This window comes from Arsukibacterium sp. MJ3 (assembly GCF_000987765.1).
In the GTDB taxonomy this organism is placed as follows: Bacteria; Pseudomonadota; Gammaproteobacteria; order Enterobacterales; family Alteromonadaceae; genus Alishewanella.
In genome coordinates this window covers 38133-57927 of sequence record NZ_LAHP01000003.1, presented here as the reverse complement: position 1 = coordinate 57927, position 19795 = coordinate 38133, and the positions used below count along the sequence as shown (strand labels likewise).

Genomic DNA, 19795 nt, shown 5'->3' with positions numbered 1-19795 from the left:
TCAAGGCACGCCTATGAAATACATCGTATTTATACTGCTTTTAGCACTATGCTCGGTAACCCATGCTGAAAGTTATAAACCCGCAGCCGCTGATACATTAGCACTAGGTACACCGTTGCCGTTAACTAAGCAAATGCAGCAATTATTACTGCAACTGGCCGTGCAACAGAGCGATAGCACCGCGCTTGAGCTGGTGGCGTTGTATCTGCAAGGGGCTCGTCAACCTGGTTTTGAACCCTGGTTTCATGAAGCAGACCACTGGTTGAGCACGGTAAGTTCAAACGTTTATACTTCTGTCAATTATTGGTTATTACTTGCCGATATTCAGCAGCAACAGCACCAGTTTGAAGCCGCATTAATCAGCCTTAATCAGGTTTTTATGCAGCAACCCAAACATATTTCTGCCAGCCTTATGGCTGCCCGCATTTATTTGGCAACTGCTCAGCATCAGGCTGCTCAAAACGCTTGCGCCCGGCTGTGGCAGCAAGAGTTATTTTTATTTTCTGTTTGCAGTTATGAAGTAGCCGGTCGTAAAGGCGATTGGTCACAAAGTTATCCGGCGCTGATAGCGCTGTATCGGCGGCAATCGTTGCTTCCCGCTCAAATTGATCTTTGGTATCGGGGGATTTTAGCTGAACAAGCCGAGCAGTTAGGTCAAATTAGTGAGGCCAAAGCCTGGCTTAGTCCGGTAGTGGCAGCGGCACCCACCAGTTTGTGGTTAAAGTGGGCAGATCTCAGTCTGCAGCTGGGCGAGGCCAGTCAGGTTTATCAAAAACTGTCGGTAAAGCAGCAGTCTATTGGTCTTGCCGACAGCTTGCTGATCAGGCTGGTTGTAGCTGAACGGCAATTGTCTGAACAATCATCGTTTGCTGCTGAACTAGCTCAGCGTGTGGAGGTAAGGCTGGCCCGCGGCGATACCGACCATACTGCCGATTTAGCCTATTATTTTTTGAAAGTTGAACCGAACCCGCAAGCTGCAGTGTATTGGGCGGAACTTAACTATCGAAGTGCCAAAGAGCCTGATGACTTTCAGCTGCTGCAGCAAAGTAAACTGGCGCTATCCCGGCTTAAAGAGATATCGCGATGAACAAACGACTTAAATTAATTTTGTATTTAGGGTTAACCGGGTTATTTGCTGCTAATGCGCTGGCGCATAAATTCAGTACGGCGTATATGGATGTAAAAAGCCTGCAGGGCCAACCGGTCATGGTGTGGAAAGTTGCGCTACATGATTTAGCGCAGGCACGGCTTATTGCCAGCAAAGACAACCATCAGGTCACCTGGCAACAGGTGTTGGATAGCGCGCCAACGCTTAATGCTTACCTAACCGAACAGATCACTTTTAGCAGTGATGGTAAGTCTTGCCAAATAACGCCAGCTGCCGCAGCTGATTGGCAGTTACAGCGCTTACAGCGAGATTTATATCTGTTATTGCCACTGTCTGTCAGTTGTAATAGCAGTAATAACTGGCAACTTACTTATCAGGCGTTATTTGCCAGCGAACCCAGCCATAAATTGCTGCTGTCATGGCAGGTTCCGACAGCCAGTGCTAATGCCGTGTTGTCGGCAGAGTCAATTGTTTTTCCCATACAATAAATTTTTCATTGTGGATGAATTATGAAAACTTATCATTACAGTGTTTTATTTAGCGCATTAGCATTAAGTTGGCAATCAACTGACGTTGCAGCTGATCCGCTGTCTGCTCATATGATGGAGCAAATTATCATTAAAGGCCGGCAAACCGACTTGCTTGGCCAGGCCAGCTCTGCCTCCGAAGGCGTAATTGGTAATGCTGAAATACGCGACCGGCCATTGCTTCGCACCGGCGAAATCCTGGAATTTATACCTGGCATGGTGGTAACGCAACACAGTGGCAGCGGTAAGGCTAACCAATATTTTTTACGTGGCTTTAATCTGGATCATGGTACCGATTTCAGTACCTTTGTCGATGGTATGCCGGTAAATATGCGCAGCCACGGCCATGGTCAAGGTTATACCGATTTAAGTTTTATATTGCCCGAACTGATCAGTCAAATTGATTACCAGAAAGGCGCTTACCATGCCAATAGCGGCGATTTTTCGGCGGCCGGCTCTGCCCGTTTCAGTGTGCAAAACCGCACTGCGAATCAGGTTTCTTTAGCGCTGGGCCAGGACAACTATCGGCGTTTGGTGGCAAAAGGCAGCAGCCAGCTAGGCCGTGGTAATGTGTTAGCCGCGGCTGAGCTACAGCAATACGATGGCCCCTGGACAGATATTGATGAAGATGTCGATAAGTTAAATGGTGTGCTACGTTATAGTCAGCCATTGGCCAGTGGTCAATTGTCAGTAACGGCTATGGCTTATAACAACAGCTGGAATGCGGCAGATCAAATACCGGCACGAGCGGTTGCCAGTGGTCAGATTGACCGGCTGGGTTCGCTAGATACCACCGTTGGTGGCAACAGTGATCGTTATAGCCTTTCGACTAACTGGTACAGTGATGCCTGGCAGGCAAATGCGTATGTAATAACATCAGAAATGGATTTATGGTCTAATTTTACTTACTTTTTAACTGATTCGGTTAATGGCGATCAGTTTGAACAGGTTGATAACCGTCGCATTTATGGCGGGCAACTGAGCCGTCACTGGCACCATCGGCTGGGGCAGTTTGCGCTAGAGCATGTTGCTGGGGTAGCGCTTCGGTATGACGATATCGATGAGGTTGGGTTATATAATACCCGATTGCGGCAACGGCTAAATACCGTGCGAAGCGACCGCATAACTCAGGGCTCTGTAGGCTTGTATAGTCAATCTGACATTCAGCTAACTGCTGATTGGACTGCGCACTTGGGGCTGCGTTATGACTATATGGACGTTGCAGTGAACAGTGCGTTAACCACCGCCAATTCTGGCGACGCCTCTGATGATATTCTGTCGTTAAAAGCGGGCATAAGTTATCAGTTTGCGCCCAACTGGCAGGGTTATATAAATGCGGGGCAGGGCTTTCATTCGAATGATGCTCGGGGCGCAACTACCGTTGCCGATCCAGTAACGCTAGCGCGTATAGCACCAGTAGATTTACTGGTTAAATCCAATGGTGCAGAGCTGGGGTTACGCTTTTTCGACTATACCTCTTTTAATGCATCAGTAGCACTATGGTATCTGCAGGTTGATTCTGAGCTATTATATGTTGGCGACGCTGGTAACAATGAGCCAAGCCGCAGTACCGAACGTTATGGTGTGGAACTGGCCGCTTACTATTGGCTGGGCAGTAACTGGAGTCTGGATGTGGAACTGGCATTCACCCGCTCACGTTTTACTGAGCAGGAGGAAGGCGAAGGTAATTTTGTTGATGGTTCCTTGCCACTGGTCGCCAGTATGGGACTGATTTACAAAGCGGATAACTCATGGCAGGCCAGTTTAAGGCTGCGTCATTTTGGAAAACGCACGCTGGATAGCTTCAACGAGCAACGTTCAGATACCACAACAGTATTAAATGCCGGTTATCAGTACGACTGGCAACAATGGCAATTAGCGTTAGATTTATTAAACATACTTGACAGTACCGATAACGATATTGATTATTTTTATGCTTCACGCTTACAGGGGGAACCGGCTGAGGGCGAAGAAGATCGTCATTCACACCCGATAGAACCACGTACCATCAGGGCAAAGCTAACCTATCGATTTTAATTAACTGCTACCGATTTACAACAGATCGGTTTAGGTTAAACCGGCGTATGCAAAGCGATAGGTTTAACTGCACCAACGGAGATAAAAAATGAAAACATGGTTAAGTGCCGCGGCAATTGCAGCTACCGTCCTCGCCACTCCGGCAATGGCGAATCAGTGTGGTGACGTTTTAGGTCATTCTATGCAGCAGCTAAATACCCGTGAAAGTGTCGATTTATGTGAAAGTTACCAGGGTAAAACTATTTTGGTCGTTAATACGGCCAGTAAATGTGGTTTTACTAAACAGTTTGAAGGGCTTGAAGCTTTGTACCAGAAATACCAAGACAAAGGTCTGGTGGTATTAGGCTTTCCGTCAGACAGCTTTAAGCAAGAATATGATGATGCTGAAAAAACGGCAGAAGTTTGCTACCTGACGTATGGTGTAAAATTTCCAATGTTTGCCAGCTCAAAAGTAAAAGGCGATGACGCTAATCCGGTATTTAAAGCGCTTATTGCTAAAACGGGTGAAACACCAAGCTGGAACTTTAATAAGTATTTGATTAGCAGCGACGAACAAACCGTAAAACATTTTGGTAGCCGCACCACACCAGACGATAAAGACTTTATTACCGAGCTGGAAAAAATGTTGGCGGCGAATGCTGCAACTGGCATAGAGAAAGCTGGCGAGTAATAGAGATTAGTGTATTCAACTGCGGCTGCAACGCTCGCCTTGGCTTATCACAGCAACTCGCCCTCGCTATAGCTCGGGCTCAGGCACTCTGTGATAAGCAAATCGAGGTTCCAGCTGCAGTTGAATTTGTATCTCAGATCCGGTTAATGGCTGGCAGTACTAACTTTTTGCTGGTTGGCTTTGCTCAAAAGTTAAATCTACAGTACTGGGCTTAGCCTCTGCTGCAGTGCGAGCCAGCACATCACACCGTTCATTTTCCGGATGGCCAGCATGACCCTTTACCCAGTGCCAATTAACATTATGGCTGGCTGCTGCAGTATCTAACCGTTGCCATAAGTCTTGATTTTTAACTGGCTGTTTTTGGCTGGTTTTCCAATTATTACGTTTCCAACCGGCCAGCCATTGCATTATGCCCAAACGTACATATTGACTGTCGGTGGTGACATCGACCGAGCAGGGGCTGGTTAAACTTTCTAACGCAATAATAGCAGCCAGTAGCTCCATCCGATTGTTGGTGGTTAACCGAAAACCACCGCTGAGTTCTTTGCGATGTTGCTGATACACCAAAATAGCACCGTAACCGCCAGGCCCAGGGTTACCCAGGCAAGATCCGTCAGTGAAAATCGCAACAGTTTTCTGCATAAAGCCTTTCCTCGAAGCAAAACGGCGTATAATCTACCTTAAATGTAGTAAAAAGCGAAATCTATCATGGCAAAACGACAAATTATTCTGGATACCGAAACCACAGGTATTAACCCCCGCGAAGGCCATCGTATTATTGAAATAGGTTGTGTAGAGCTGATAAACCGTCGGTTTTCTGGCAATAACTTTCATGTTTATATTAATCCGGAACGGGAAATCGAAGCGGAAGCAATAGCGGTGCATGGTATTACCAACCAGCGCTTGATCGCCGAGCCGAAATTTCGAGAAATTGCCCAAAGCTTTTATAACTATATACAAGGTGCTGAGCTAGTTATTCATAATGCGGCGTTTGACATAGGCTTTATGGATCACGAGTTTGCCAGACTGCGGCCGGCACTGCCGCCGGTAAGCGAGTATTGTACCGTGCTAGATACCCTTAAATTAGCCCGTGAACTGCATCCAGGCCAAAAAAACAACCTTGATGCGCTTTGCCGTCGCTACGACATTAACAACAGCCACCGTACGTTACATGGCGCTTTGCTCGATGCGGAAATTTTGGCCGATGTTTATTTACTGATGACCGGTGGCCAGGGCAGCTTAAATTTGGCGGCAGAGCAAGAACAAGACGGATCTGGCGATATTGGCCACATTGCACTAATCCGCAGTAGTAAGCTTAAGGTTATAACTGCCTCGGCCGATGAACTACAAGCACATGAAAGCCGGCTTGATATAGTTCAGAAAAAAGGGGGAAGCTGCCTGTGGCGAAATTAAGTTTATGGCTTTATGGGTTACTGTTGTTGCCAATATTGCTGTTACCTGCTGCAGTACATGCCCTGCAGGACAACCCGGGGCTGCCAGCAACCGACGCGCAATCGAGTGCGCTGGTAGAAGGTTTTTCCTTATTAGCGGATTTACCAACGAAAAATCAAATCCCTTTTTTTGAAAATCGTTTTCGGATTGACAGTGAAGTTGACACCATCACCTTGCTGTTTTTCCGCCGTCCAGGCAGTGCGTCGGTGGTGTTGGTAAGACCCGATGGTAGTAAATTGCATTTTAATACTGCAGAGCAAAACCAAGTTCGCTGGCATGATGCAACAACCTACGATTTAATTGAAATTAATGATCCGATGCCAGGTCCATGGCAGGCCATAGGCAATTTATTGCCTGAAAGCCGGATTATGGTACTGACCGATATTAAGCTTGATGTCGACCCGCTGCCCGCTAATCTAATGGTGGGGGAAACCGTTAAAGTCACCGCGCGGTTATTAAATGGCGGCGCGGCGGTAAATGCCCGTGACTTTGGCGAAGTGCTTATGCTGGAAGTCATTTTTATCAGTACTAATAATGCTGAATATAGTAATTTTGGCCGAGGGATTATTCATGTTGCGGCCTTTCGGGATGATGGCCGCGGTTATGATGAGCGGGCTAGGGATGGGGTATTTACCGGTGAATTTAAACTTGATTTTGTTGCTGGCCAGTGGACGCCTAAATACATTGTGCGCACCGCACTTTATACCAGAGAGGTTGAGCAAGCCCCGCTTATTTTAAAACCTGCACCAATAACACCCGAAGTGGTGTTGGCGACAACAGACACCGGGAATCATCAGGTACTGTTTCATTTAACAGAGCCTGGGGTTGTAGCAGACAGTGTGCTTATTCAAGGTAGGGTACGCTACCCTGATGGCAGTGTTGATCAGTTCGCGCTAAATACGGCAGAGAATACTGAATTGTCGCTAAGCTTGCTGAACAAAGGCTTTGGTAGTTACATTCTTGAGTTGGCGGTATTTGGTAATTGGCAAGATGGCCGCGAGTTTATGCTTACCCTGCCCGAATTAAGTTTTGTTGTTAACCAGCAAACGGTTGCTGCACCAGCATTAGAGCAATTGCCCGAAGAATTGGTAACGATGCCAGTTGAACAGCCAGAGCACTTAGCCGAATTCCCTTGGGGCATGGTTATTGCGATAAACCTGGTTATTCTACTAAGTGGTAGCGTGGCAATTTGGTTTGTTGTCAGTGGTAAAAAACGTAGTTCCCTGTTGTTTTGGCGTAAGCCGTCAGCCAGCACTGATACCAAGAAAAAAGCCGCATCTGCAACCGGCAGCAATAAAAAACAACCGGCTACGCCAACAAAAGCACAAAAAAACAACGATTTGGATGATATTCTGGATCTTTCCTTACCGGATGATTAAGGAATAGCCAAAAGCGGCAAAAAAGGAGTTGACGGGCTTTCGGCTTATCCGTATCATCCACGCCGCAACAGACGATACCCAAATGAAATTGTCTGGTGTAATTAGCGCGGAGCGGTAGTTCAGTCGGTTAGAATACCGGCCTGTCACGCCGGGGGTCGCGGGTTCGAGTCCCGTCCGCTCCGCCAATTTTTGTTGCTTCTTCGGAGCGGTAGTTCAGTCGGTTAGAATACCGGCCTGTCACGCCGGGGGTCGCGGGTTCGAGTCCCGTCCGCTCCGCCATAGCAACAACACGCTTTCTGATTGCGGAGCGGTAGTTCAGTCGGTTAGAATACCGGCCTGTCACGCCGGGGGTCGCGGGTTCGAGTCCCGTCCGCTCCGCCAATTCAGTTTGTGTACAAACAGACACACCACTCTGTAGTATCCTTCGTTAACTAATTAAGTATTGTTATTATCAGGTTCGTGTAGCCTGTTAAGTCATACTTGATACTTTTTTACTTACAGCTGGGCAAATTGCCGGCAAGGTAAGTGTAAATGTTGCACCTCTGCCGGGTGCTGAATCGACATTAATAGTGCCCCCCAGCGTGCTGGCTACTAAATTGTAGACGATAGCCAACCCCAAGCCACTGCCGCCATTACTGCGTTTCGTAGTATAGAAAGGCTCAAAAATCCGCTTTTGCTCTGCTTTTGCAATACCTTTTCCGCTATCCTCGATACTTATTTCAATATTATTTTTACTATTTTGTTTAATTGAAAAAATTATCTGATTATCGTTTTTGTGTTGTTCAAAAGCATGAATACAGGCGTTAATTACCAGGTTAGTAATAACCTGGGCTATCGCTCCAGGATAGGTTGTAATGCTAACCGGCTGCGGACAACGGATAATATGCTTAACATTGTAGGCTTTAGTATAAGGCTGCAGTGTTGACACCAGGGTGTGAATGTAGTCGGCTACATTAATGGTTTGTATTTCAAAGCTGGATTGATCTACTGCGGTTTTTTTAAAATTCACTACCAGCTCTGCCGAGCGATTTAACGTGCGCTCAATCACAGCATGGCTGTCATGCAGTGCTGAAATGGTCTGTTCCAGTTTACTTCGACTTAAGGTATTACTTGCGAGCAGAGCGTGTAGTTTGCCGGTAAGCTCAACGCAGTGCGAGTTAGCGGTAATCGCAATTCCCAGCGGTGTGTTTACCTCATGCGCCACTCCGGCAACCAAGGCGCCTAATGAGGCCATTTTCTCAGATTCTACCAACTGTGCCTGAGTTTGCTGCAGCTCAATAATATGCTGTTCCAGTTGCGCTGTGCGCTCGGCTACGCGTTGTTCAAGTTGCAGGTTTAACTGTTCAAGCTCGTGCTGATATTGTTTTTTCTGTTTTGCAGTAAGTGCCCGGCCATACAGATCGGCAAGTGCAGCAACGAAGTGAGTTTCATCATCCGTCCACTGTTTTAAATGTTCTTTTTGCTCACAACAAATAATACCAATCATTTCGCCGCTAAAGCGGATGGGCACATCCAGCATTGAAACAATATTGGCTGGAATTAAATAGTTTTCGGTAAACTCTGCCGTGGCCGGATGAGTGAGGGCGTTATCGGCACGGATAACCCGCTGATGGTCCAGTGCCTTAAAGTAAGTTGGTAAATCATCACGATAAAAAGAAGATTTATCATTGTTTTGCTGCTGGTTGCTATCTAGCAGTAACTCTCGGGTGATTACATCTCTTTTATCGTTGTAACACCAGAGGCTGACACAGGCAACGCGTAAACCATCCAAACAGGCTTGCATTAATAATAGCTCTGCAGCCTTACTGTCTCCGCTATCAAGCACCGTGCTAAGCGATACATTGAGTAAAATGTTTTCAAGTGACGTATTCACATTAACCAACTTAATCAATTATCGCGGGCATTCAACCCGCTTTATTGCTAGATGTGTTGGTTTACTATAGCAATGAAATAAGCCGCTGACTAACATCAACTCATTGAATTACAGCCTTTATCCAGCGCATTCGCAGCAATGTAAACACGCCTTAAAGTTTAAGCGGTATTTTAGCAGCCACTAACCAGCCTAATACCATCATTAATACAAAACCCAGGGTGCCGGTGCTGGCTGCCGGCAAGGCCGCAATGGCTGGACCGGGACAGTAGCCTGCCAGGCCCCAACCTACCCCGAAAATTGCAGCACCGAGTAATAATGGTTTATCCAATGTTTGCTTGGTTGGCAGTTTAAAATGGCTACTAAATAAGGGTGCTGACCGCTTTAAGACCAACTTGAAACCGAGCGTATAAACCACCAGAGCCCCCAACATCACTAATGCCAGGCTAGGATCCCAATTACCGGACAAATCTAAAAAACTGATGACCTTAAGGGGATCGATCATTTTTGAAATGGCAATACCTGCTGAGATAAGTAAGCCTGATAGTAGTGCGAAAAAAAGTTGCATAGTGATCTCACTCTTTAAAAAAAGCTGGCTACAGCAACACCGGTTGCCATAAACATCAGGGTGGCGGCAATGGAGCGGGGGGAAAAACGGCCTATACCACAAATACCATGGCCGGAGGTACAACCACTACCCCAAGCCGTGCCCAAACCTACTAACAAGCCGGCAATAAGCGTACGACTATTGAGATCTGGTGTGCTGTAAGTAAAATCGTTAATGATGATACTGACCAACAAAGGCCCTAACAGTAAGCCTACAATAAATGCTAGTCGCCAGCTGCGACCATCACGTTGCAATATGGCCAGACTGGCAATGCCGGAAATACCCGCTATGCGGCCCAGCGTTGCCATCAGTAACAACGTGCCAAGCCCGATTAAGCCACCGCCAATAAGCGCTGAAACAGGCGTAAAATTATCCATAAAAATCCTTAGCTATTCATTAGTTATAGTGGTTGGCAACTTGGCTTCAAGCCAATCTTGCATGCCTCCGGCTACTGAATAGACGTCAGTAAAGCCCATTCGCTGCAATGATTCTGCGGCTAGCGCTGAGCGCCCGCCAGAACGACAAATAAGATATAGCGGTTCATTAGCCAGTTGTTGTAAGGCTATATCAGCAGCACAGCCACTGGCCGCGATAGCAGGGTGGTTAGCAATTTGCATTTCTAATACCCCCCGAGGATAATTTACTGCACCAATAATGTGTGCCTGAGCAAATTCAGCGGGTTCACGCACATCGATAAGCCTTGGCTCTTGGTGATGTTGTAAGTAACTTGTTAGCTGAGTAACACTGACTTCTTTAATATTGCCTTTCGCTTCGGCGATCAGCTGTTGTGATGTTTTCATAAATTGCTCCTGTCATTGACATGCTTGGATTTACAGTACTGACTGACTAATAACAACTACGGCCATAATTGCCAGGAATACAGCAAAACCCCGTTGTAGCTTTTCTTTAGGTAAACGCCGGCCTATCCAACCGCCCAGATAGCTACCCGCAATACCCGCGACAATCATTAAACTAATGATCGACCAGTCAAATTGTAAACCCTGAACGCTAAACACCGAATAATATTTAGCAAAACCTACAAAAGATTTCATGGCGATAATCAGCAGGCTGGTAGCGACACTGATTGCAATCGGCAGGCCACCCATTAGCACCAGGGCTGGTACAATTAAAAAGCCGCCACCGACCCCTACAAAGCCGGTAATAGCCCCAACTGCTAAACCATCAGCAATAACCTTTAGTTTGTTAAAAGGTTGCTGGTTGGCCGTATCCTGTAGTTTGCTACGCCACATAAAAACCGCAGCAACAATCATTAACAGCGCAAACACCAATAATTGCCAACGACTATCGATAAGTGTTCCCAGCCAGGCACCACCGTAAGTGCCTAACATGCCAGGTATACCAAACCAAAGTACGTGCCGCCAGCTGATCAGTTTCTTGATGCCATTGTGCACTGAACCAAATAAACTGATCCCGGCAACAATCAACAATGATGAGGCAATGGCGAGCGGTGCGGACATACCAATAAGATAAAGCAGTACGGGTACTGTCAAAATGGAACCACCCGAACCGAACAGGCCAAGGCTTAGACCAATGATAATAGCACCTAATAAGGCTAACATTTTGCCTCCATATATCAAAAAAGAATATGCATATAACGTGGAGTTATTGTAGAGAGATATCAAGTAAGCTGCAATTAAAATTTAGACTATTCTAATTTAAAGATCCAAATATGGCACAAATATAAGGGGCGAATAGCGCGCTAAGGCCCTAATTAGGTTTGAAGGAAATACGATTTGTTTTTGAGAGGAAACTAACAGGCTTTCGCAACGCTAATGTTGCAACTAACCTGCTAGTCTGTATGAATTACCTTGTCAGCTTTTGCTTAATGTCAGCAACGACATTAGTAATGTCTAGCAGTACTTTTTCAGCACTACGCCGATTTTTATATTCGACTTGCTGGTTATCCAGATTGCGCTCGCCAATCACTATAGCGTGAGGTATGCCTATCAATTCCATATCAGCAAACATCACGCCGGGGCGTTCACGGCGATCGTCAAACAACACCTCAATGCCAGCAGCGGTTAGTTGCTGATAAAGTTGCTGCGTAACTTCGGCTATCCGTACCGATTTATGCATGTTCATCGGTATTAATGCCACCTGAAATGGGGCAATGGCATCTGGCCAGATAATACCGTATTCATCATGATTTTGTTCTATTGCTGCGGCAACAATACGCGAAACACCTACGCCGTAGCAGCCCATGGTTAATATTTGATGCTTGCCTTCTTCGTTTAATACGCCGGTTTTCAGTGCTTTGGAATACTTCTCGCCCAGTTGAAATATATGACCAACCTCAATGCCGCGTTTAATTACCAAGTTGCCAAAACCACAAGGGCTGGCATCACCGGTAACGATGTTGCGAATATCGGCGACCTGATAGTGGCTGATGTCCCGATCCCAGTTCACTCCGGTTAAATGATAGCCATCCTTATTGGCACCAACCACAAAATCAGCCAGGGTGTTAGCACTGCGGTCAACGATGATCGTAATTGTTAAACCAACCGGGCCGACTGAACCGGCGCCAGCAGCACATAGCACCCGAATTTGCTCTTCTGAAGCAAATTGTAACGGGCTGGCGATACCTGGCAGTTTTTCCACTTTAAGCTCGTTGAGTTCATGGTCACCGCGCAGTACCAATGCCACTAATGGTTGCTGGCCTTGCTCGTCGGCTTGTCCTAGCACAAACAACGTTTTAGCAATAATGTTGCGCTCTATTTTTAACAGCTCAGCTACTTCTGCTACTGTGCCAGCAGCTGGCGTTGCTACTTCACTTAGTGCGTGAGCCGGCTCGGGCCTGGTGCCTTTTGGCGCCAATGCTTCAGCCATTTCAATATTGGCTGCATAATCACTGGCGTCAGAGAACGCGATGGCATCTTCACCAGACTCTGCTAATACATGAAATTCATGTGAAACGCTGCCACCAATAGCGCCGCTGTCTGCTAGCACTGGCCGGTAATCCAGCCCTAATCGATTAAAAATATTGCAGTAAGCGCTGTACATGGCGTCATAGGTTTGCTGCAAACTGGTTTGCCCTAAATGAAATGAATAGGCATCTTTCATTAAAAATTCGCGGGCGCGCATTACGCCGAAGCGTGGCCGGCGCTCGTCCCGAAATTTAGTTTGAATTTGGTATAAATTCAGCGGTAATTGCTTATAGCTGGTAATTTCCCGGCGCACCAGATCGGTAATTACTTCTTCGTGTGTCGGCCCTAATACGTAGTCGCGTTGATGACGGTCTTTAAAGCGCAGCAGCTCAGCATCCATCGTGTTCCATCGGCCAGACTCTTGCCATAGTTCGGCAGGTTGCACCATCGGCATTAATACTTCTATGGCACCGGCTTTGTTCATTTCCTGGCGAACGATATCTTCAACTTTACGTAGTACCCGCACGCCCGTTGGCAAGTAGCTGAACATACCTGAACCAAGCCGACGAACCATGCCCGCTCTTAACATCAGCTTATGGCTGATAATTTCGGCATCGGCCGGTGTTTCCTTTACCGTAGATAATAAATATTGGCTGGTACGCATACTGCTCTCAAATGTGGTCTAAAATTTGCCTTCATTCTAGCAAGTCATTTAGTTTGGCAGAAGTTCAATCTGATGTTTAATTGGCTTATTTATGGTTTGTTGCCCGGATGTCATTCCGCCAAGGGTATAAAGTTCGCCATTGATGTCGAGCAAATTGCGTAAATCCATCACGGCAGTGCTATTGGCCGCGGCTAACCATTGCTGCTTGGCAACGGAATAAACCCATACCTCATTACTTGGCTCGGCTTTTTGGCCATTAAAACCCAATCCACTATAATGATAAGGCGTTTGGCTACCACCAACGAACACGATAACGTTTTCACCGTTTAATACGGTGCCGGTTGCCGCCATTCTGAAACGGGCTTTGCCGGTAGGATGTGGTACTTGTTGCCAGGCAATTTCATTAGGGTTGCTGCCTATTTTACCTTGCCAGCAAGCAGGCTCGCTAACAAAATTTCGTGGTTTGGACGCCAGATATTCTATTGATACGCCATCGCACAGTAGCAGGGTATTACCGCTGATCCCGCCAGCTAAACCAAACACCGGCTTACCCGGGAATGGCGTAGCCTGAGACCAGCGCTGAGTAAAATTATCGAACAACTGCATCAGGTTAACGTTGCCATAATCGCTCCAGCCACTTGCCAGGTATATGTAACGATTTTCAAAGGGCAACGCCGCGGCATCGTCAACGGCCACCGGCATATCGTTAATCCGGGTATAGCGCCGGGTGACCGGGTCTAGCCGGTAACTGTCGGCGGCAGTCTGCTTACTACCATCCGGTTTGATGGTAAAACCACCAAACAGAAAAAAATTATTATTTAACGCTACCGTGCTGGCCGCAATACGGCCGGTTAACCGCTGTTGGCTGGGTACATCGGGTAACTGCTCCCAACGAAAATCGCCTACGGTATGCATCCAAACTTTGTTATGAATATCACTGCCTTGTTTGCCAGGGCCAATACCCATGGAACTTATAACGTAGGTTTTACCCCGCACGGTGGTACTGGTAACGCTGTTATTGCTTACCGGTTCAGGTAAAGCAGGTATGGCTATGCTACTGGCTGCAGCCATTAACAAACTAAAATAGCTGAGAGATTTCAGTAACATGATTGTGTTCTCCATTGACAGTCCATTTAATATTAAAGTGATACAACGTCATGCCATAGTATTGTTCGGCCTGTCGTTTTTTCTTGTAAGATGGCCGTGGATCCTGTTTCAGCACCTTTTCGATTAATATCGCCAAGCCGGGATAGTCCGGTTGTTTTTGGCAATAGGTGCTAGCCTGCTCACTAAAGCTTACCGTCATTTGAGTTTCTGGTGCGCTGTCGGCGAAACCGCCTAAGGCGTTCGGCAGGGCATCAGCATAGGGTAAATACGGTTTAATGTCTAAAATCGGTGTACCATCAAGTAGATCGATACCACTAAGTTCCAGGATTAATTTGCCGTTTTGTCGGTAAACCCTGTCTAGTTGTACGACAGAAAGGCCAATTGGATTTGGTCGGAATGTTGCGCGGGTAGCAAAAACACCTTTTCGGGTATTACCACCAAGCCTAGGGGGCCTGACTAATGATGACCAGCCTTTGTCAGCGGTTTGATGAAACACAAACAGCAGCCACAAATGACTGAAGCTGTCGATACCCCGAATAATATCATCATCAGCGTAAGGCGGTTCTAACACCAACTTGCCGCGGGCTTCAGCTATCAGGCCAGGTTGACGTGGAATAGCAAACTTTTGTTTATAGGGCGACTCAATAGTGCCAATAACATTAAATTGAAAGGAACTCATTGTAGAAACATTACGCCATCATCCTGCTTAATCGGCATTATGCAGTTGCCACAGGCAAACAACAAGTAATAGTATAGCCATCTAAATATCTTTGACGCTATACGGTTATTAAGTAAGAATAACACTGACGAGGTAAATTAAAGGATAAAAGATGGAACGGAAAACGCTACTAACCGAATGTCCTGACTCTAAAGGATTGATCGCTCAAATTACCAATATTTGTTACAAACATCAGTTAAATATTATTCGGAATACCGAATATGTTGACCCGGTCACTGGCCAGTTTTATATGCGAACGGTGCTGGAAGGGGTATTTAATGACAGCACGTTATTGTTTGATTTAGATCGTGCTTTACCGGTTGGTAGCCGCCGTAGTGTATTAAGTGATGAAGCAAAGCGGGTGGTAATACTCGTTACCAAAGAAGCACATTGTCTTGGTGATATTTTAATAAAAGTGTTTGATGGCTCTCTGGCGCTCGATATCGCCGCTATTGTTGGAAATTATCCTGAACTGCAAAGCCTTGCTGATAAATTTGCTATTCCTTATCACTATATTAGCCATCAGGGGCTGAGTCGCACTGAGCACGAGCAGAAAATGCTAGCAGTGATCGCGCCCTATCAGCCGCAGTTTTTAGTGCTGGCTAAATTTATGCGAATTTTAACTGCCGATTTTGTGGCTCAGTATCGGCAGCGGATTATTAATATTCATCATAGTTTTTTACCTGCTTTTATCGGTGCTAACCCTTACCAGCAAGCGTTTGAGCGCGGTGTGAAAATTATTGGTGCTACCGCACATTTTGTTAATGAGCAGCTAGATGAAGGGCCGATTATTGAACAAATAGTGCGCACTGTAGATCATAATTTTAGTGCAGATGATATGGCTAAAGCAGGCCGGGATGTTGAAAAAGCAGCGCTTAGTCGTGCGCTGCAGTTGGTGGTAGAAAACCGGGTGTTGGTGCATGGCAATAAAACCGTAGTGCTTTAAGTAGTGCTAAAACACGATACGTTTAACATGTTTAGTTTTCTGGCAACGCAGCTTTAACCAAGCTTTCCAGCGGGTCCATAGCATAAATGTCATCAATTTTATCGGCAGAGGTGTGACTGACCCGAAGATCTTTTACCCGGCCATTATCTAAACTGTACACCCAGCCATGAATAACCAGTGGCTGGCCCCGCTCCCAAGCTTCCTGCACAAAACTGGTATGGCATAAATTACGCACTTGCTCCATCACGTTTAATTCAATAAGGCGGTTAAGCCGTTCATTTTCATCAGAAAGGCAGTCTAATTCATGCCGGTGCATGGCATAAACATCTTTAACATGACGCAGCCAGTTATCAACAAATCCCACCCGCTGTTTCATCATGGCCGCTTTTACACCACCACAGCCATAGTGGCCGACCACGATGATGTGTTTTACTTTAAGAATATCAATAGCATATTGCAAAACCGATAAGCAATTCATATCAGAATGCAACACTAAATTGGCAACATTGCGATGCACAAATAACTCGCCTGGTAGCAATCCTACTATTTCATTGGCGGGCACCCGGCTGTCAGAGCAGCCTATCCATAAATATTCTGGCGCTTGTTGTTCTGACAACCGCTTAAAAAAACCGGGTTGCTCGCGTTCAATGCGATCTGCCCAGTCTCTGTTTTTGATAAATAAGTTTTTAAAATTTGGCATAACACCTGTCCAGCAAAAAAGTCGGGTTAAGATAGCTGATTCTACCGCAACTAACAGTTCCGAGCAGACTTATTAAAGGTTACTTTGATTAGATTAGGTTTCTCTATGAAAAATATTCAGGATGACGCCAGCTGAAAAAGCTGGCTATACTATGTTAAATATTAGTTTTTTCATTATGGAAAGTCGCGCAAGGAGTTGCAATGATCCCAGTTATATTATCTGGAGGGTCGGGTACCCGGCTCTGGCCTTTATCCCGAGCCAAAAAACCGAAACAGTTTTTACCGTTAGTTAACGAAAAAAGTATGCTACAAAATACCTTATTACGTTTAAAAGGTATTGAAGGCTTAGCGGCGCCATTATTAGTATGTAACGAAGACCATCGTTTTATGGTGGCAGAACAATTACGCGAGTTGCATATCCATGATGCCTGTATAATGCTAGAGCCTGTTGGCCGAAACACTGCGCCGGCTATTGCTATAGCGGCGATTCAGGCCATGCAATTACTAAAAGATCAGCAAGATCCTGTGTTATTAGTACTCGCTGCCGATCATGTCATTCAGAATATTCCTGCTTTTCAGCAAGCCGTGGCTGAAGCCAGGCTGGCCGCAGAAGCGGGTAAATTAGTCACCTTTGGTATTGTGCCGGATAGCGCACATACCGGTTATGGTTATATTCGCCGCAGTGAGCAAACTATAGCGAACATGCCGAATACCTACCAGGTAACAGAATTTAAAGAAAAGCCTGATAAAAATACAGCAGAACACTATTTGGCATCGGGTGAATATTGCTGGAACAGCGGCATGTTTATGTTCAAAGCCAGCAGCTTATTGGCAGAACTTAAAGAATTTGCTCCCGACATTGTCAGTGCGTGTCAGCAAGCGGTTATTAACGCCTCGTCAGATTTAGACTTTGTCCGGCTAGATAGTGCTGCCTTTAGCGCTAGTCCTGCCGATTCACTGGATTATGCGGTGCTTGAAAAATCAGTTAATACGGTAATGGTGCCGTTAGATGCTGGCTGGAGCGATGTTGGCAGTTATGATGCGTTATGGCAGGTTATGGCCAAAGACGCCGAGGGTAATGCCTGTCGTGGTGATGTTATGCTGGAGACAACACACAACAGTTACATTAATGCTGAAGAACGGCTGGTGGCAGTAATTGGCCTTAACAATGTTATCGTGGTTGAAACAAAAGATGCTGTTTTGGTGGCGAATAAAGACGATATTCAACAGGTAAAAAATATTGTGCAACGATTGCAACAATATGGTCGCAGCGAGGTTGACGTGCACCGGGAAGTATTTCGGCCATGGGGCAAGTATGACTCAGTCGACCAAGGCAACCGATATCAGGTAAAACATATTACTGTAAAACCGGGCGCAAAATTATCAGTGCAAAAACATCACCACCGGGCAGAGCATTGGGTGGTGGTAAGTGGTACTGCTTTAGTCAGAAACGGTGACAAGGAGTTTATGGTAACTGAAAACGAGTCAACCTTTATTCCTATTGGGGTTATTCATTCACTGGAAAACCCCGGCAAAATTCCGCTGGAACTGATTGAAGTACAATCAGGTAGTTACCTGGGAGAAGATGATATTATTAGGTTTGCCGACAAATACGGCCGGGGTTAAGATGATTAACCTAAGCTGTTTTAAAGCTTACGATATTCGGGGCAAGCTTGGTGATGAGCTTAACGAGCAAATTGCCTACAGTATTGGTCGTGCTTATGCTCGCGTTATTAAACCGACCCGTGTGGCAGTGGGTGGCGATATAAGGCACAGCTCTCAGCCGCTAAAGTTGGCATTAGCTTTAGGATTACTAACCGAAGGGGTTGAGGTACTGGATTTGGGCATGACCGGTACTGAAGAAGTGTATTTTGCTGCTCAGTATTTGGAAATTGATGGCGCCATTGAAGTTACCGCCAGCCATAATCCTATTGACTACAATGGCATGAAATTGGTCAGAGCAGGTGCCAGACCAATAAGCGGTGATACCGGTTTATTAACTATTCGTGACGAAACGCAACGCCTGCTAACCGATATCATGGACCCGCAAGCGCTGGCAACATTACAACACCAAAGTAACACACTTGCTGGTAAAGCCTATTGGCAAATGGGGCCCGCGCGTTATAAAAAACACAGTATTCTGCTTCCCTACATTGAACATTTGCTCAGTTATATTAACAGCGCCACTATTAAGCCACTAAAATTGGTGGTGAATGCCGGTAATGGCGCTGCTGGTCATGTTGTGGATGCATTAGAGCAGGCCTTTATCCAACATGCTATTCCTGTGCACTTTATTAAAATTCAGCACCAGCCTGACGGTGACTTTCCTAACGGTATACCCAATCCTTTGCTAGTAGAAAACCGCCAGGCAACGGCAGAAGCCGTGCGCCATTATCAGGCTGACTTCGGTATTGCTTGGGATGGCGATTTCGATCGTTGTTTTCTGTTTGATGAGCAGGGCGAATTTATCGAAGGCTATTATATTGTTGGTTTACTGGCAGCCGCTTTTCTACAAAAACAACCGGGGGCCAAAATAATTCACGATCCGCGGTTGTATTGGAATACTGCCGCCATTGTTAAACAGCATAACGGTCAGGCAATTTGCAGTAAAACAGGCCATGCCTTTATTAAAGAGCGAATGCGTTCTGAAGACGCTATTTATGGCGGAGAAATGAGCGCACATCATTATTTTCGTGATTTCAGCTACTGTGATAGCGGCATGATCCCCTGGTTACTAGTGGCCGAGTTATTATCTTTATCAGGTAAAAAACTGTCACAGTTAGTCAGTCAAATGATTGCCGATTATCCGTCTTCGGGCGAAATAAACTTTAGTATTAATGAGCCGGCTAAGGTTATTACAAGATTAGCTGAGTACTATGCGCCACAAGCAATTGAAACAGATGATATTGATGGATTAAGCATGAATTTTGGTAATTGGCGCTTTAATCTGCGAGTTTCTAATACAGAAAATGTTGTTCGGTTAAACGTAGAGTCAAAAGGTGATATTGGCTTAATGCAGCAAAAAACGGCTGATATAAAGCGCTTCTTAATAGAGTCTGAATAGAATAATTTTTATTATCATTTATCTTTGTTCTAAACGCTCGGCTTGCTTTATTTCACGCGTTA

General features: G+C 45.9%; 19 protein-coding genes and 3 tRNA genes. 12 read left to right on the top strand and 10 right to left on the bottom strand.

Annotation, left to right across the window (positions count from 1 at the left end; genetic code table 11):
* Positions 1 to 13: 13 nt before the first annotated feature.
* The 4 genes from VT06_RS03095 (at position 14) to VT06_RS03080 (ending at position 4342) form a co-directional block, all read left to right on the top strand.
* Positions 14 to 1087: a lipopolysaccharide assembly protein LapB gene (locus VT06_RS03095; protein ID WP_046552812.1), complete on the top strand. Its 1074-nt coding sequence runs from the start codon at positions 14 to 16 to the stop codon at positions 1085 to 1087.
* Entirely contained in the window at positions 1084 to 1596 is a 513-nt protein-coding gene (locus tag VT06_RS03090; protein ID WP_046552811.1) for a hypothetical protein, read from the top strand. The genes VT06_RS03095 and VT06_RS03090 overlap by 4 nt, the downstream gene beginning before the upstream one ends.
* A 21-nt stretch (positions 1597 to 1617) precedes the next feature.
* Complete coding sequence (locus VT06_RS03085; protein ID WP_046552810.1) at positions 1618 to 3672, top strand: TonB-dependent receptor; 2055 nt, start codon at positions 1618 to 1620, stop codon at positions 3670 to 3672.
* Between the two features lie 88 nt (positions 3673 to 3760).
* The gene (locus tag VT06_RS03080) at positions 3761 to 4342 is read left to right on the top strand and encodes a glutathione peroxidase (protein WP_046552809.1); all 582 of its coding nucleotides are present in this window, start codon (positions 3761 to 3763) and stop codon (positions 4340 to 4342) included.
* Positions 4343 to 4501: 159 nt separating this feature from the next.
* On the opposite strand, the gene rnhA is transcribed toward VT06_RS03080, so the two are convergent.
* A complete protein-coding gene (rnhA, locus tag VT06_RS03075; protein WP_046552808.1) occupies positions 4502 to 4984 on the bottom strand; it encodes a ribonuclease HI in 483 nt (160 codons plus the stop codon).
* 66 nt (positions 4985 to 5050) lie between these two features.
* On the opposite strand from rnhA, the gene dnaQ reads away from it, so the two are divergent.
* The 5 genes from dnaQ (at position 5051) to VT06_RS03050 (ending at position 7554) form a co-directional block, all read left to right on the top strand.
* Entirely contained in the window at positions 5051 to 5755 is a 705-nt protein-coding gene (dnaQ, locus tag VT06_RS03070; protein ID WP_046552807.1) for a DNA polymerase III subunit epsilon, read from the top strand.
* Complete coding sequence (locus tag VT06_RS03065) at positions 5743 to 7173, top strand: TIGR03503 family protein (RefSeq protein ID WP_052750155.1); 1431 nt, start codon at positions 5743 to 5745, stop codon at positions 7171 to 7173. Before dnaQ ends, VT06_RS03065 begins: the two co-directional genes overlap by 13 nt.
* A 108-nt stretch (positions 7174 to 7281) precedes the next feature.
* Positions 7282 to 7358: transfer RNA gene (locus VT06_RS03060), tRNA-Asp, on the top strand.
* Between the two features lie 17 nt (positions 7359 to 7375).
* A tRNA-Asp gene (locus tag VT06_RS03055) sits at positions 7376 to 7452 on the top strand.
* Positions 7453 to 7477: 25 nt separating this feature from the next.
* Positions 7478 to 7554, top strand: a tRNA-Asp gene (locus tag VT06_RS03050).
* 88 nt (positions 7555 to 7642) lie between these two features.
* Here VT06_RS03050 and VT06_RS03045 read toward each other — a convergent pair.
* From VT06_RS03045 to tsaA, 8 genes are all read right to left on the bottom strand, one after another.
* On the bottom strand, positions 7643 to 9046 hold the full coding sequence (locus VT06_RS03045) for a GAF domain-containing sensor histidine kinase (RefSeq protein WP_046552965.1): 1404 nt from the start codon (positions 9044 to 9046) through the stop codon (positions 7643 to 7645).
* A gap of 151 nt (positions 9047 to 9197) precedes the next feature.
* A complete protein-coding gene (locus VT06_RS03040; RefSeq protein ID WP_046552806.1) occupies positions 9198 to 9611 on the bottom strand; it encodes a DUF6691 family protein in 414 nt (137 codons plus the stop codon).
* A gap of 14 nt (positions 9612 to 9625) precedes the next feature.
* Entirely contained in the window at positions 9626 to 10027 is a 402-nt protein-coding gene (locus VT06_RS03035; RefSeq protein WP_046552805.1) for a YeeE/YedE family protein, read from the bottom strand.
* 12 nt (positions 10028 to 10039) lie between these two features.
* Positions 10040 to 10450, bottom strand: coding sequence for a rhodanese-like domain-containing protein (locus VT06_RS03030; RefSeq protein WP_046552804.1), 411 nt, complete (start codon positions 10448 to 10450; stop codon positions 10040 to 10042).
* A gap of 30 nt (positions 10451 to 10480) precedes the next feature.
* A complete protein-coding gene (locus tag VT06_RS03025; RefSeq protein WP_046552803.1) occupies positions 10481 to 11230 on the bottom strand; it encodes a sulfite exporter TauE/SafE family protein in 750 nt (249 codons plus the stop codon).
* A 244-nt stretch (positions 11231 to 11474) separates the two neighbouring features.
* Positions 11475 to 13199, bottom strand: coding sequence for a proline--tRNA ligase (locus VT06_RS03020; RefSeq protein WP_046552802.1), 1725 nt, complete (start codon positions 13197 to 13199; stop codon positions 11475 to 11477).
* 48 nt (positions 13200 to 13247) lie between these two features.
* Entirely contained in the window at positions 13248 to 14306 is a 1059-nt protein-coding gene (locus tag VT06_RS03015) for a galactose oxidase (protein WP_046552801.1), read from the bottom strand.
* Positions 14278 to 14985 carry a tRNA (N6-threonylcarbamoyladenosine(37)-N6)-methyltransferase TrmO gene (gene tsaA / locus VT06_RS03010; protein ID WP_046552800.1) on the bottom strand — a complete coding sequence of 236 codons (708 nt, stop codon included), beginning with the start codon at positions 14983 to 14985 and terminating at the stop codon, positions 14278 to 14280. Before tsaA ends, VT06_RS03015 begins: the two co-directional genes overlap by 29 nt.
* 151 nt (positions 14986 to 15136) lie before the next feature.
* Here tsaA and purU point away from each other — a divergent pair, with 151 nt between their 5' ends.
* Positions 15137 to 15970, top strand: coding sequence for a formyltetrahydrofolate deformylase (purU, locus tag VT06_RS03005; RefSeq protein ID WP_046552799.1), 834 nt, complete (start codon positions 15137 to 15139; stop codon positions 15968 to 15970).
* Positions 15971 to 16001: 31 nt separating this feature from the next.
* On the opposite strand, the gene can is transcribed toward purU, so the two are convergent.
* Positions 16002 to 16670, bottom strand: coding sequence for a carbonate dehydratase (gene can / locus VT06_RS03000; RefSeq protein WP_046552798.1), 669 nt, complete (start codon positions 16668 to 16670; stop codon positions 16002 to 16004).
* A gap of 200 nt (positions 16671 to 16870) precedes the next feature.
* On the opposite strand from can, the gene VT06_RS02995 reads away from it, so the two are divergent.
* Together VT06_RS02995 and VT06_RS02990 are read left to right on the top strand one after the other, a co-directional pair.
* Positions 16871 to 18295: a mannose-1-phosphate guanylyltransferase/mannose-6-phosphate isomerase gene (locus VT06_RS02995; protein WP_046552797.1), complete on the top strand. Its 1425-nt coding sequence runs from the start codon at positions 16871 to 16873 to the stop codon at positions 18293 to 18295.
* Between the two features lies 1 nt (position 18296).
* Positions 18297 to 19733: a phosphomannomutase/phosphoglucomutase gene (locus VT06_RS02990; RefSeq protein ID WP_046552796.1), complete on the top strand. Its 1437-nt coding sequence runs from the start codon at positions 18297 to 18299 to the stop codon at positions 19731 to 19733.
* Positions 19734 to 19795 lie beyond the last annotated feature (62 nt).

Coding starts and splice junctions, on each gene's coding strand:
- VT06_RS03095 (WP_046552812.1), top strand. CDS start 14: ATGAAATACATCGTATTTATACTGCTTTTAGCACTATGCTCGGTAACC.
- VT06_RS03090 (WP_046552811.1), top strand. CDS start 1,084: ATGAACAAACGACTTAAATTAATTTTGTATTTAGGGTTAACCGGGTTA.
- VT06_RS03085 (WP_046552810.1), top strand. CDS start 1,618: ATGAAAACTTATCATTACAGTGTTTTATTTAGCGCATTAGCATTAAGT.
- VT06_RS03080 (WP_046552809.1), top strand. CDS start 3,761: ATGAAAACATGGTTAAGTGCCGCGGCAATTGCAGCTACCGTCCTCGCC.
- rnhA (WP_046552808.1), bottom strand. CDS start 4,984: ATGCAGAAAACTGTTGCGATTTTCACTGACGGATCTTGCCTGGGTAAC.
- dnaQ (WP_046552807.1), top strand. CDS start 5,051: ATGGCAAAACGACAAATTATTCTGGATACCGAAACCACAGGTATTAAC.
- VT06_RS03040 (WP_046552806.1), bottom strand. CDS start 9,611: ATGCAACTTTTTTTCGCACTACTATCAGGCTTACTTATCTCAGCAGGT.
- VT06_RS03035 (WP_046552805.1), bottom strand. CDS start 10,027: ATGGATAATTTTACGCCTGTTTCAGCGCTTATTGGCGGTGGCTTAATC.
- VT06_RS03030 (WP_046552804.1), bottom strand. CDS start 10,450: ATGAAAACATCACAACAGCTGATCGCCGAAGCGAAAGGCAATATTAAA.
- VT06_RS03025 (WP_046552803.1), bottom strand. CDS start 11,230: ATGTTAGCCTTATTAGGTGCTATTATCATTGGTCTAAGCCTTGGCCTG.
- VT06_RS03020 (WP_046552802.1), bottom strand. CDS start 13,199: ATGCGTACCAGCCAATATTTATTATCTACGGTAAAGGAAACACCGGCC.
- VT06_RS03015 (WP_046552801.1), bottom strand. CDS start 14,306: ATGTTACTGAAATCTCTCAGCTATTTTAGTTTGTTAATGGCTGCAGCC.
- tsaA (WP_046552800.1), bottom strand. CDS start 14,985: ATGAGTTCCTTTCAATTTAATGTTATTGGCACTATTGAGTCGCCCTAT.
- purU (WP_046552799.1), top strand. CDS start 15,137: ATGGAACGGAAAACGCTACTAACCGAATGTCCTGACTCTAAAGGATTG.
- can (WP_046552798.1), bottom strand. CDS start 16,670: ATGCCAAATTTTAAAAACTTATTTATCAAAAACAGAGACTGGGCAGAT.
- VT06_RS02995 (WP_046552797.1), top strand. CDS start 16,871: ATGATCCCAGTTATATTATCTGGAGGGTCGGGTACCCGGCTCTGGCCT.
- VT06_RS02990 (WP_046552796.1), top strand. CDS start 18,297: ATGATTAACCTAAGCTGTTTTAAAGCTTACGATATTCGGGGCAAGCTT.